The sequence below is a fragment of the Klebsiella sp. BDA134-6 genome, from assembly GCF_015601345.1.
Taxonomy (GTDB): Bacteria; Pseudomonadota; Gammaproteobacteria; order Enterobacterales; family Enterobacteriaceae; genus Klebsiella; species Klebsiella grimontii.
In genome coordinates, this window is sequence record NZ_CP064784.1 from 1,251,632 (window position 1) to 1,264,117 (window position 12,486).

Annotated in this window: 13 protein-coding genes; 11 read left to right on the forward strand and 2 right to left on the reverse strand. The window is 55.6% G+C overall.

The features are described from left to right. The first annotated feature begins 85 nt into the window (after positions 1 to 85). Both sbmA and IYV58_RS05755 read left to right on the forward strand, forming a co-directional pair. Entirely contained in the window at positions 86 to 1,306 is a 1,221-nt protein-coding gene (sbmA, locus tag IYV58_RS05750) for a peptide antibiotic transporter SbmA (protein ID WP_004129571.1), read from the forward strand. An 18-nt stretch (positions 1,307 to 1,324) separates the two neighbouring features. Further along, on the forward strand, positions 1,325 to 2,431 hold the full coding sequence (locus tag IYV58_RS05755; RefSeq protein WP_004129573.1) for a DUF1615 domain-containing protein: 1,107 nt from the start codon (positions 1,325 to 1,327) through the stop codon (positions 2,429 to 2,431). Here IYV58_RS05755 and IYV58_RS05760 read toward each other — a convergent pair. Beyond that, complete coding sequence (locus IYV58_RS05760; protein WP_004129576.1) at positions 2,428 to 2,730, reverse strand: DUF2755 family protein; 303 nt, start codon at positions 2,728 to 2,730, stop codon at positions 2,428 to 2,430. The genes IYV58_RS05755 and IYV58_RS05760 overlap by 4 nt on opposite strands. 255 nt (positions 2,731 to 2,985) lie before the next feature. Between IYV58_RS05760 and IYV58_RS05765 the strand changes: the two genes are divergently transcribed. Then, a complete protein-coding gene (locus tag IYV58_RS05765; RefSeq protein WP_004129579.1) occupies positions 2,986 to 3,189 on the forward strand; it encodes a DUF2754 family protein in 204 nt (67 codons plus the stop codon). Positions 3,190 to 3,411: 222 nt separating this feature from the next. Here IYV58_RS05765 and ddlA read toward each other — a convergent pair whose 3' ends face one another. Continuing rightward, positions 3,412 to 4,509, reverse strand: coding sequence for a D-alanine--D-alanine ligase (ddlA, locus tag IYV58_RS05770; RefSeq protein ID WP_004129581.1), 1,098 nt, complete (start codon positions 4,507 to 4,509; stop codon positions 3,412 to 3,414). 101 nt (positions 4,510 to 4,610) lie between these two features. On the opposite strand from ddlA, the gene IYV58_RS05775 reads away from it, so the two are divergent. From IYV58_RS05775 to psiF, 8 genes are all read left to right on the forward strand, one after another. Continuing rightward, positions 4,611 to 5,294 carry an extensin-like domain-containing protein gene (locus tag IYV58_RS05775; RefSeq protein WP_004129584.1) on the forward strand — a complete coding sequence of 228 codons (684 nt, stop codon included), beginning with the start codon at positions 4,611 to 4,613 and terminating at the stop codon, positions 5,292 to 5,294. Between the two features lie 169 nt (positions 5,295 to 5,463). Further along, the gene (locus tag IYV58_RS05780; protein ID WP_004129587.1) at positions 5,464 to 6,663 is read left to right on the forward strand and encodes a multidrug efflux MFS transporter; all 1,200 of its coding nucleotides are present in this window, start codon (positions 5,464 to 5,466) and stop codon (positions 6,661 to 6,663) included. 178 nt (positions 6,664 to 6,841) lie between these two features. After that, the gene (idnO, locus tag IYV58_RS05785; RefSeq protein ID WP_049113309.1) at positions 6,842 to 7,606 is read left to right on the forward strand and encodes a gluconate 5-dehydrogenase; all 765 of its coding nucleotides are present in this window, start codon (positions 6,842 to 6,844) and stop codon (positions 7,604 to 7,606) included. Positions 7,607 to 7,700: 94 nt separating this feature from the next. Next, positions 7,701 to 8,987: an MFS transporter gene (locus IYV58_RS05790; RefSeq protein WP_004129603.1), complete on the forward strand. Its 1,287-nt coding sequence runs from the start codon at positions 7,701 to 7,703 to the stop codon at positions 8,985 to 8,987. Positions 8,988 to 9,053: 66 nt separating this feature from the next. Next, positions 9,054 to 10,046 (forward strand): DNA-binding transcriptional regulator IdnR, encoded by a 993-nt coding sequence (idnR, locus tag IYV58_RS05795; RefSeq protein ID WP_004129606.1) that lies wholly within the window; start codon positions 9,054 to 9,056, stop codon positions 10,044 to 10,046. A 224-nt stretch (positions 10,047 to 10,270) separates the two neighbouring features. Then, positions 10,271 to 10,531 carry an anti-adapter protein IraP gene (gene iraP, locus IYV58_RS05800; RefSeq protein ID WP_004129608.1) on the forward strand — a complete coding sequence of 87 codons (261 nt, stop codon included), beginning with the start codon at positions 10,271 to 10,273 and terminating at the stop codon, positions 10,529 to 10,531. A gap of 88 nt (positions 10,532 to 10,619) precedes the next feature. Next, on the forward strand, positions 10,620 to 12,050 hold the full coding sequence (gene phoA, locus IYV58_RS05805) for an alkaline phosphatase (RefSeq protein ID WP_032742056.1): 1,431 nt from the start codon (positions 10,620 to 10,622) through the stop codon (positions 12,048 to 12,050). Positions 12,051 to 12,140: 90 nt separating this feature from the next. Then, on the forward strand, positions 12,141 to 12,461 hold the full coding sequence (psiF, locus tag IYV58_RS05810) for a phosphate starvation-inducible protein PsiF (protein ID WP_004129612.1): 321 nt from the start codon (positions 12,141 to 12,143) through the stop codon (positions 12,459 to 12,461). The last annotated feature ends 25 nt before the right edge of the window (positions 12,462 to 12,486 follow it).

Here is a 12,486-nt window from a genome sequence, read left to right on the forward strand (position 1 = left end):
TTTGCTTCGCTGCGACGACTTTGCGGCGGGCGTTTTTGTGGTACACAGCACAGCAAAACGAGAAAGAAGTTAGCAGGAGAGCATGATGTTTAAATCCTTTTTCCCCAAACCGGGGCCGTTTTTTATTTCTGCCTTTATCTGGTCGCTGCTGGCGGTGATCTTTTGGCAGGCGGGCGGCGGCGACTGGCTGCTGCGGGTCACCGGCGCATCCCAGGATGTGGCGATTAGCGCGGCGCGCTTTTGGTCGCTCAATTACCTGGTGTTCTACGCGTTCTACATATTCTGCGTGGGCGTTTTCGCCCTTTTTTGGTTTATCTACAGCCCCCACCGTTGGCAATACTGGTCGATCCTCGGTACCTCGCTGATTATTTTCGTCACCTGGTTTCTGGTGGAGGTCGGGGTGGCGATCAACGCCTGGTACGCCCCGTTCTACGATCTTATTCAGGCCGCGCTGGCGACGCCACATAAGGTCAGCATTAACCAGTTTTATCAGGAGATTGGCATCTTTCTCGGTATCGCGCTTATCGCGGTGATTATCGGGGTGATGAACAACTTCTTCGTCAGTCACTACGTTTTCCGCTGGCGTACCGCCATGAACGAACACTATATGGCGCACTGGCAGCATCTGCGCCATATCGAAGGCGCCGCGCAGCGTGTGCAGGAAGATACTATGCGCTTTGCTTCCACCCTGGAGAGCATGGGCGTCAGCTTCCTTAACGCGGTGATGACGCTTATCGCCTTCCTGCCGGTGCTGGTGACGCTCTCCGCGCACGTCCCGGATTTACCGATTGTCGGCCACCTGCCTTACGGTCTGGTGATTGCCGCTATCGTCTGGTCGTTAATGGGCACCGGCCTGCTGGCGGTGGTGGGGATCAAGCTGCCCGGGCTGGAGTTTAAAAACCAGCGCGTCGAGGCCGCCTATCGTAAAGAGCTGGTGTACGGCGAGGATGACGCCAACCGCGCGACGCCGCCGACGGTGCGTGAGCTCTTTGGCGCCGTGCGCCGCAACTATTTCCGCCTCTATTTCCACTACATGTATTTCAATATCGCCCGTATTCTTTATCTGCAGGTGGATAACGTTTTCGGTTTGTTCCTGCTGTTTCCGTCGATTGTTGCCGGTACGATTACGCTGGGCCTGATGACCCAGATAACCAACGTCTTTGGCCAGGTACGCGGTTCGTTCCAGTATCTGATTAGCTCCTGGACTACGCTGGTTGAGCTGATGTCCATCTATAAACGTCTGCGCAGCTTTGAACGTGAACTGGATGGCAAAGAGCTGCTGGAAGTGACCCAAACATTAAGTTAACCATCGCAAGGAAGAAATATGGCCGTAGCATCATCTCGTTTCGTTTCGCTCACCCTGACGCTAGTGGCCGGGATGGTTCTCAGCGCCTGTTCCAGCAAGCCGGAGCCGGAGTTGAAAAAGGGGGAAAAGGCGATTGATGTTGCCGCGGTGGTGCGGCAGAAAATGCCCGCCAGCGTGAAAGATCGCGAGGCCTGGGCGCAGGCCATCGCCAAAACGTTTGCCAGCCAGAAGCTGGCGCCGACGGAAGAGAACGTCTGTTCGGTGCTGGCGGTGGCGCAGCAGGAGTCCAACTATCAGGCCGACCCGGCGGTGCCGGGGCTGAATAAAATCGCCTGGCAGGAGATAGACCGCCGGGCGGAGAAAATGCACATCCCGGTTTTTCTGGTGCATACCGCGCTGAAAATCAAATCGCCCAACGGCAAAAGCTATAGCGAACGCCTCGATAGCGTGAAAACCGAAAAGCAGCTGAGCGCGATTTTCGATGATTTTATCGGTATGGTGCCGATGGGGCAGAAGCTATTCGGCTCTCTGAACCCGGTGCATACCGGCGGCCCGATGCAGGTCAGCATCGCCTTCGCCGAGCAGCATACCGACGGCTATCCGTGGAAAATCGACGGTACCGTGCGCCAGGAGGTGTTCAGCCTGCGCGGCGGCCTGTGGTTTGGCACTTACCATCTGTTGAACTATCCGGCGAACTACAGCGTGCCGCTGTACCGTTTTGCTGATTTCAACGCCGGATGGTACGCCAGCCGCAACGCCGCGTTCCAGAACGCCGTCGCTAAAGCGACGGGCGTGAAGCTGGCGCTGGATGGCGATTTGATTCGCTACGATAGCGACGAGGCCGGAACCACCGAACTGGCGGTGCGCCGGTTATCCTCGCAGCTGGCGATGAGCGATGACGATATCCATCGTCAGTTAAAGAAGGGCGATACCCTGGCGTTTGAAGAGAGCGATCTTTATAAGCAGGTGTTTCGTATTGCCGATAAAAAAGCCGGTAAAACGCTACCGCGGGAAGTGCTGCCGGGCATTCAGCTTGAGAGCCCGAAAATCACCCGTAATCTGACGACCGCCTGGTTTGCTAAACGCGTTGATGACCGGCGGGCCAGCTGTATGGCGCGCCGTTAGCGGCGGCTGCGCCAGCGGAAAATCAGCCCTGGTATACCAATTAATACGCAGCCTGCCAGAAAGGGAATTAGCCCGAACAGGGTACCGACCGTCAGGCTAATCTCGACCCGCGGGCGGCTGCTGTCCTGCATTTGAATCAGATGCTCAAACACTCCCGGCGCGTGGATCAGCATACTCAGCATTTGCGCACCGGCCCAGAAGCAAAACAGCACAAACAGAGCATAAGCGATGTTGCTGCTGGTGATAGAGCCCCTCTTTTTGCCGCCGTTGACGGTCTTTGCAAAGGTGAACTCTGCCATATTGACCTCCATACTTCACCTGCCTGCCGTTTTTTCTACGGCTACATAGAGGTTTATTCTGGCAACGAAGGAGATATCTCAGTATCAGATTGCTGGTAATTTCCGCCCAGGAATATTCCTGATTTGATCGGGTTGTGAGTTTGCTACAAATTTGTGAAATTTAGACCGATATCGCAATGTGCGACAATTCTCAACGCAGCTACAGACCCGCGGTGGCGGCTATGCGAAGATGCTTTTTTTGTTGTCGGAGTGGTTATGAAGCTCACTGAAAAAATTCGCCGCGATTGGCACTACTACGCGGTTGCGCTGGGGTTAATTTTTATTATGAATGGCGTGGTCGGGCTGCTCGGCTATGAAACCGAAGGCTGGCGTTCTTACGCGGTTGGGCTGGTGACGTGGGTGATTAGCTTCTGGATCGCCGGGTTTATTATTCGCCGCCGCCCGGCAGAGGAAGTGTAAAGTGAGAGAGGCCGCGTGAGATGTGCTTTCCCGGCGGCGGCGCTGGCGCGCCTGTCCGGGCTACCCGACCGCAGGCCCTGGTGAACCCGTAGCCCGGCTAAGCGCAGCGCGAGCCGTGGAGTGTGGCGAGCTGATACATCAACCCCGCACACTCCCCGGATCGCGGTGTAAACGCCTTACCCGGGCTACCGCCGGCAGACGACGGTGAACCCGTTACCGGGATTAATTCATCGATGTTTTCAGCGCGCGATCGGCGGCGTGACGCTCCAGCGCCAGTTCAATCAAGCGGCTAATCAGGCTGGTGTAGTCCAGACCGCTGGCCTGCCACAGCTTCGGGTACATACTGATATTGGTGAAGCCCGGCAGGGTGTTGATTTCATTAATCACCACGTCGTTATCGGCGGTCAGGAAGACATCGACGCGCGCCATGCCGCTGCAGCCGAGGGTCTGGTAGGCGCGAACGGCGATCTGGCGAATTTTATCGTTGACTTCGCTGTCAATGGCCGCTGGAACCACCACCTTCGCCCCCTGATCGTCAATGTACTTGGTATCGTAGGCGTAAAATTCGCTGTTGAGGACGATTTCGCCACAGGTGCTGGCCTGCGGATTATCATTGCCCAGCACCGCACACTCGATCTCGCGCCCTTTAATCCCCTGCTCAACCACCACTTTATGGTCAAATTCGAAGGCCAGTGCGACCGCCTGCTGATACTGCTCTTCGTTGTTGACCTTGCTGACGCCTACCGAGGAACCCTGGTTCGCCGGTTTAACAAATAGCGGCAGGCCTAGCTTCGCCTGCACGTCTGCAAAACTCACCTGATGACGGTTGGCGCGGGTCAGGGTAATAAAAGGCGCAATCGACAGCCCGGCATCGCGCAGCAGACGTTTGGTGACGTCTTTGTCCATGCAGGCGGCTGAGCCGAGGACGTCGGAACCGACGAAGGGCAGGTTGGCCATCCGCAGCATGCCCTGCAGAGAACCATCTTCCCCAAGGGTGCCGTGAACAATCGGGAAGATCACGTCAATGGCCGCCAGCGGCTGGCCGCTATCGGCGTTAATCAGCTGCTGCGCTTCGCGTCCGGGAATTTGCGCCAGCGTAATATCGGACGGGCGCAGGGCAATATGGGCGGGGTCCTGCGGATTGAGCAGATAGTTGCTGGCGTCGTTGATATGCCATTGCCCCTGCTTATCAATCCCCAGTAAAACGACGTCGAAGCGCGTGTTATCGATCGCTTCCACGATATTTTTCGCTGACTGTAGCGATACTTCATGTTCTGCCGACTTACCGCCGAAAACGATCCCAACCCTCATCTTAGCCATTTCAACTTCCATCATGATTACATCAAAGGGCATAACATAGCATGTGAAACAGCCGCCTGGCTGCCATAATATTCACCGGGTAAAGCATTGGGAGGCAGCGCGTGAAAGGAAAAGGGCTTATCGTTCTGTTGGCGCTGCTGGCGGCCGGATATTACGGCTATCGTTATCTTCCGGCGCACTATAACCCGCTGGCGCCGCTGCGCCTGGAGGATCCGCCGGGGTTCATCACCCACTATAAGCTGCGGCGACTGACCCCCGCGCAGTGCGCCGGCCTGCTGAAAGAAGCGAATCAGCGAAATCTCATCACCAGCCAGCCGGTGGCCGATAGCGGGGGAGAGTGCCCGCTGCAAAACGTGGTTCGGGTACGCGATTTTGGCGCGGTAAAGCTCAGCAGCAGCTTCCTCGCCAGCTGCCCGCTGGCGTTGAGCAGCGCGCTGTATCTACAACAGCAGGCGAAACCGCTGACCCACCGGATGCTGGGGCAGGAACTCCGCCAGGTTGACCATTTTGGCAGCTATGCCTGCCGCAATATTTACCATCGCCAGAACGCGCGGCGCAGCGAACACGCTACCGCGGAGGCGCTGGATATCAGCGGCTTTCGTTTGGCCGATGGCCGCCGCATCAGCGTGCTGAAAGGGTGGCCCGATGCGCAGTATCACCCCTGGCTGCAGGCGTTACTGACCGGCGGCTGCGGCTATTACGGTAACGCTTTAGGGCCGGACTACAACGCGGCTCACGCCAACCATTTTCACCTCGGCATGCGCGGCCAGGGATTCTGTTTCTGAGCATATCTCGCTGTCTTACGCGCTTTTCACCACGAAATTGTTCGTCATAACGAAATCACATGTCATAAAACACCAAACTCTCTGCCAGCGCACCTCTGGTAGTACGTCGGATGAGGGAAATTGCTAAGCTAGATAATAATTGTCGAAAAACTAATGAATACGCGTAGTTATGGAATCCTGGAAGGTTAATCTTATCTCCGTCTGGTTTGGCTGTTTTTTTACCGGACTGGCTATCAGCCAAATTCTCCCCTTTTTGCCGCTGTACGTTTCCCAACTGGGCGTGACCTCGCATGAAGCGTTATCCATGTGGTCGGGGCTGACCTTTAGCGTCACTTTTCTGGTGTCGGCGATTGTCTCGCCGATGTGGGGGAGCCTCGCCGACCGCAAAGGGCGCAAGCTGATGCTGCTGCGCGCCTCGCTGGGCATGGCCATCGCCATTTTACTCCAGGCGTTCGCCACCAACGTCTGGCAGCTGTTTATCCTGCGCGCGGTGATGGGACTGACTTCCGGCTATATTCCCAACGCCATGGCGCTGGTGGCGTCTCAGGTTCCGCGCGAGCGTAGCGGCTGGGCGCTGAGCACGCTATCGACGGCGCAGATCAGCGGCGTGATTGGCGGGCCGCTGCTCGGCGGTTTCCTGGCCGATCACGTCGGTTTGCGCGCCGTATTTATCATCACCGCGATTTTGCTGACCGTAAGCTTCCTGGTGACGCTATTTCTGATTAAAGAGGGCGCCCGTCCGCAGGTCAGCAAGGCGGAGCGGCTGAGCGGTAAGGCGGTGTTTGCCTCGCTGCCCTATCCGGGGCTGGTGATCAGCCTGTTTTTCACCACCCTGGTGATTCAGCTTTGCAACGGATCAATCGGCCCGATTCTGGCCCTGTTTATCAAGTCGATGGCGCCGGATAGCAATAATATCGCCTTTCTCGCGGGGATGATCGCCGCCGTGCCGGGCGTGTCGGCGCTGATTTCGGCGCCCCGTCTGGGGAAACTGGGCGACAGAATCGGCACCTCGCGAATTCTGCTGGCGACGTTGTGCTGCGCGGTAGTGATGTTCTTTGCCATGTCGTTCGTTACGACCCCATTCCAGCTTGGCGTCCTGCGCTTTCTGCTCGGTTTTGCCGATGGGGCGATGCTGCCGGCGGTGCAAACGCTTCTGCTCAAGTACTGCAGCGACAGCGTCACCGGGCGTATTTTCGGTTATAATCAGTCATTTATGTATCTCGGCAACGTAGCCGGGCCGCTGATCGGCGCGTCGGTCTCGGCCATGGCCGGTTTCCGCTGGGTGTTTATCGCCACGGCGATTATTGTTCTGATCAATATCTGGCAGCTGGCCATCATGCTGCGCCGCAGCCGCCGTACCGCGGCGTAATCCCTTCTTCTTCTGCCTGGCCGGTATTTGCATCACAGCGTCAATGCCGGCCTTTGTATTCCTTAATCTTCAAATGTATCACCGATCACAAAACGATCATTTTCCCTTCTCATCCTCTTCTATTCTTAACTGTTACGCGTATACAGTTACGCGTAACAGTTATTGAAAAAGAGGTTATATGCGAAATTTATTCGATTTGTCAGGGAAACGCGCGCTGATCACCGGCTCCGCTCAGGGGATAGGCCATCTGTTGGCCGGCGGCCTCGCCGAGTACGGCGCGGAGATAATCATTAACGACCGGACGCAGGAAAGAGCGGACCAGGCGGCGCAGGTGCTGGTGGCGCAGGGCTTTCGCGCGGTAGGGGTCGCCTTTGACGTCACCCAGGCGGCGCAGGTCGAGCAGGCGATAGCCCGCATCGAAGAGGAGGTCGGCGCCATTGATATTTTAATTAATAATGCCGGGATCCAGCGGCGTTTCCCTTTTACCGAATTTCCGGAGGAGGAGTGGGACAACGTTATTGAGGTCAACCAGAAAGGCGTTTTTCTGGTATCGCAGCAGGTGGCGAAATATATGATGAGCCGCCGCGCGGGAAAAATAATTAATATTTGTTCGATGCAGAGCGAGCTGGGACGTAAAACAATTACGCCTTATGCGGCCTCAAAAGGGGCGGTTAAAATGCTTACCCGCGGTATGTGCGTTGAGCTGGCCGAATATAATATTCAGGTTAACGGTATCGCGCCGGGATATTTTGCCACCGAGATGACGACCGCCCTGGTCAACGATGAGGCGTTTTCCGCCTGGCTGTATCAGCGCACGCCGGCGGCGCGCTGGGGAAAACCGGAAGAGCTGATTGGCGCCGCGGTGTATCTGGCTTCGTCGGCGGCAAACTTTGTTAACGGTCATTTGCTGTTTGTGGACGGCGGAATGCTCGCCGCTGTCTGAATCACTTCGCCTCCTTCAGGCAGCAGCGTGCCCGTACTGCCTGAAGGACGGCGTATTTAACCCGTGTGAAGATATTAATATCTGAGGATTGCTTATGCATATGCTCGCGAAATTACCCGCGCGTCGCTGGTGGTATTTAATGCCGATTATATTTATTACCTATAGTCTGGCCTACCTTGATCGCGCGAATTATGGTTTTGCCGCTGCGGCGGGAATCGAAAGTGATTTAGGTATTACGAAAGGAACGGCGTCGCTGATTGGCGCATTATTTTTTCTCGGTTATTTCTTTTTTCAGGTTCCCGGCGCGATATATGCGGTAAAACGCAGCGTGCGAAAAATGATTTTCTTTAGTCTTATTTTATGGGGATTCTGCGCGGCGGCTACCGGGTTCGTCAGCAATATTCCGATGCTGATGGCGATTCGCTTTACGCTTGGTGTGGTTGAGGCGGCGGTGATGCCGGCGATGCTGATTTATATCAGCAACTGGTTTACTAAAACCGAGCGTTCACGCGCCAATACTTTTCTGATCCTCGGGAACCCGGTGACGGTGCTGTGGATGTCTATCGTTTCCGGCTATCTGATTCAGGCGTGGGGCTGGCGCGAAATGTTCATCATTGAAGGCATTCCGGCGGTACTGTGGGCGATATGCTGGTGGATACTGGTGCGCGATAAACCGTCCGAGGTTTCCTGGCTGAACGCGCAGGAAAAAGAGACCCTGCAGAAGGTGATGGACAGCGAGCAGAGTCATATCAAGCCGGTGCGCAACTACGGTGAAGCGCTGCGCTCGCGCAATGTGATTATGCTCTGCGCCGTGCATGCGCTGTGGAGCATCGGCGTATACGGCTTCATGATGTGGATGCCGTCGATTCTGAAAAACGCCGCGCAGATGGATATCGTGGCGGTGGGCTGGCTGGCGGCGGCGCCGTACCTGGCGGCGATTATCCTGATGCTGACGGTCTCCTGGCTGTCGGATAAGTTCCAGAATCGTAAATTGTTTATCTGGCCGCTGTTGCTGATTGCCGCTATCGCCTTCTTTGGCTCGTGGATGGTGGGCAACCAGGCGTTCTGGTTATCCTACGCGCTGCTGGTTATTGCTGCGGCCTGCATGTATGCGCCCTACGGGCCGTTCTTCGCGCTTATTCCTGAACTGCTGCCGCGCAACGTTTCCGGCGTATCGATGGGGCTAATTAATAGCTTCGGCGCACTCGGCGCTTTCCTTGGCGCGTGGCTGGTGGGGTATCTGAACGGTATCACCGGCGGGCCGGGGGTATCCTATACCTTTATGGCCGTCGCGCTGTTGTCGTCCGTTGTGCTGATGTTCAACGTGCGCGCTAACCCGCAATCTTCTTCCCCGGCGGTGGCAAAAAGGGTTGTCGGCTAACATAAACCGCCGCTGCTGTGGTAAGGTTCTCTGCGAGCACATAAGTCGTTTGTCGTAGAGAACCTGATGAAAAACAACCGGATGACATTGCAGGATATCGCTAATCTGGCGGGGTTGAATAAAATGACGGTCAGCCGTTATTTACGCGACCCCGGCCAGGTTTCTGAGCGCAGCCGCGAGCTGATTTCAAAGGTTATGGAAGAAAACAACTATATCCCTAACCGGGCACCGGAAATCCTGCTTAACGCCCGCAGCAAAACGATTGGCGTGCTTATTCCTTCCTTTCGCAACCAGATTTTTGCCGATGTGCTGGCCGGCATTGAGTCGGTGACTTCCGCGCATCAGTACCAGACCCTGATTGCCAACTATGAATATGACCCGCAGCGCGAAGAGCGCGAGGTGCTCAACCTGCTCTCTTATAACATCGACGGGCTGATTTTGACCGGCAAGCAGCACAGCGATCGCATGGTGCAGTACGTGCGCGCCAGCGGTATTCCCGTCGCTGAACTGATGGACTTTGGCGGTCAGCAACTGGATATCCAGGTGGGCTTCGATAACGAAAAGGCGGCGTGGGACATGACCCACGCTTTTCTTGAGAGCGGAAAACGGGCGATCGCCTTTTTTGGCTCCATGGACGATCCCCGCGATTTAAGCCGTTTTCACGGCACTGAACTGGCGCTGGCGGAGCACGGTCTGAAGGCGTATCACATGGCGCCGAAGACGATCTCCTCGGTTGCGCTTGGTCGGCAGATGTTTCTGCAGATGCAGCAGTCGCGCCCGGATATCGACGCCATTTTTTGTACCAACGACGACCTGGCGGTGGGCGTGCTGCTCGAGTGCCAGGCGCAGGGGAAAGCCGTCCCGCAGGAGATTGCCATTGCCGGTTTTCACGGCCTCGAAATTGGCCGGGCGCGGTTACAAAAAATAGCCAGCGTCATTACCCCACGTTATGACATCGGTAAAACCGCGAGCGAAATACTTATTGCGCGCCTGGCCGGTAAAGACGCACCGGACAGCGTTAATCTGGCCTACCAGATATATTATGGCGATACGTTATAGTTATCGATAGAATAGCGATATTCCATTTTATTCTTATTTGTTAATTTTGGTTATGACGCTTATTAATCCCTCGTTGAGTAAATTCCTGGGGATTGGCAATGAGCAAAACGTTTCGCTTGTTATTCATTGACGTGTCGATCCTTTTTAAAAAATAATGGTGGAAACCGACGGCTAATCTATGACATAAATAGCAGACTACGGACCTCGCATAAGGATAAAGCGCTGTGAAGAATCTCATTGCTGAGCTGCTGGTTAAACTCGCCCAAAAGGAAGAAGAATCGAAGGAACTGACGGCACAGGTGGAGGCCCTGGAAGTGGTGGTGACCGCTCTGCTACGCCATATGGAGCAGGGTGCCCAGCAGGCGCTAATCAGCGATATTGAGCAAGCCATCGACGAGGCCAGCCCCGGCCCGCTGGTCGACGACCGCGATACCCAGCTATTGCAGCAATATATAAAGAAGCTGTTACGGCATCCTCGTAGTTAGTTTTGTGACAAGGTATGGATGCTGTCATTTTACTGTCACATCGCTTTTATACAGTCTCCCTCGTTTTGTTTTTTAAAGTATTTTTTACATGGAGACGATAAAAGTGAAATTAAGCGCCTTGTTTATTGCCCTGATACCTCTGCTGGGCTCCCCGATTATTCACGCGGAAACAACAACCGCACCGGTTCTGGAAAATCGTGCCGCGCAGGGCGATATCACCACGCCGGGCGGCGCGCGTCGTTTAACCGGCGACCAGACCGAGGCGCTGCGCGCTTCGTTAATCAATAAACCGGCTAAAAATATTATTTTGCTGATTGGCGATGGAATGGGCGATTCAGAAATTACCGCCGCGCGAAATTATGCAGAAGGGGCTGGCGGTTTCTTTAAAGGCATTGACGCGCTGCCGCTGACCGGCCAGTACACCCATTATTCACTGGATAAGAAAACCGGCAAGCCGGATTATGTCACCGACTCCGCCGCTTCCGCTACGGCCTGGACTACCGGCGTGAAAAGCTACAACGGCGCGCTAGGTGTGGATATCCATGAAAAAGATCATCAGACCATCCTTGAACTGGCGAAAGCGGCCGGTTTAGCTACCGGTAACGTCTCGACGGCGGAACTGCAGGACGCCACGCCGGCTGCGCTGGTAGCGCACGTCACTTCGCGTAAATGCTACGGTCCGAGCGTAACCAGTGAAAAATGCGCCAGCAACGCGCTGGAAAAAGGCGGTAAGGGTTCCATTACCGAGCAGTTGCTGAACGCCCGTCCGGACGTGACGCTGGGCGGCGGAGCGAAAACCTTCGCTGAAACCGCGACGGCCGGCGAATGGCAGGGCAAAACGCTGCGCGATCAAGCGGTAGCCCGCGGCTACCAGATCGTCACCGACACCAGCTCGCTGGCCGCCATTAGCCAGGCCAATCAGGACAAACCGCTGCTCGGTCTCTTCGCTGAAGGGAATATGCCGGTGCGTTGGGAAGGCCCAAAGGCGTCTTATCACGGCAATATCGATAAGCCGGCGGTGACCTGTACGCCGAACCCGAAACGTGACGCTTCGGTGCCGACGCTGGCGCAGATGACCGAGAAAGCCATCGATCTGCTGAGCAGCAGCGAGAAGGGCTTCTTCCTGCAGGTGGAAGGTGCTTCTATCGATAAACAGGATCACGCGGCGAATCCGTGCGGTCAGATTGGCGAAACCGTCGATCTGGATGAAGCGGTACAGAAGGCGCTGGAGTTTGCCAAAAAAGAGGGCAATACCCTGGTTATCGTCACCGCCGACCACGCTCACGCCAGCCAGATTATCCCGGCAGACACCAAAGCCCCAGGCCTGACGCAGGCGCTGAATACCAAAGACGGCGCGGTGATGGTCATGAGCTACGGCAACTCTGAAGAAACGTCGATGGAGCATACCGGCACCCAGCTGCGTATTGCCGCCTACGGCCCGCACGCGGCCAACGTGGTGGGGCTAACCGATCAGACCGACCTGTTCTATACCATGAAGGCCGCACTTAATCTGAAATAACCTGAAGCCGGTGACGAATTTTCGTTACCGGCTGGTTTTTTCTCCATCAGCGACCAGACTTACAGAGATCCACTCATAGAGGATGGTGCGATGAAAATAACATTACTTGTGACCCTACTTTTTGGCCTGGTATTTATGACAGCGGTGAGTGCCGCGGAAAAAGAGTTAACCCCCCAGCAGCAAAAGATGAGCGTGTGTAATAAAGAAGCGTCGTCGAAGTCGCTGAAAGGGGATGAGCGTAAAACGTTTATGAGTAGCTGCCTGAAGAAAGATGGCGCCACGCAGGACGGTAAGGGGCTAACGCCTCAGCAGCAGAAAATGCGCGAGTGTAACGCTCAGGCGACCCAGCAGTCTCTGAAAGGAGACGATCGCAGCAAATTTATGAGCGCCTGCCTGAAAAAACAGGTGTAAAAAATAAGCGGGTGAGGGAAACCTC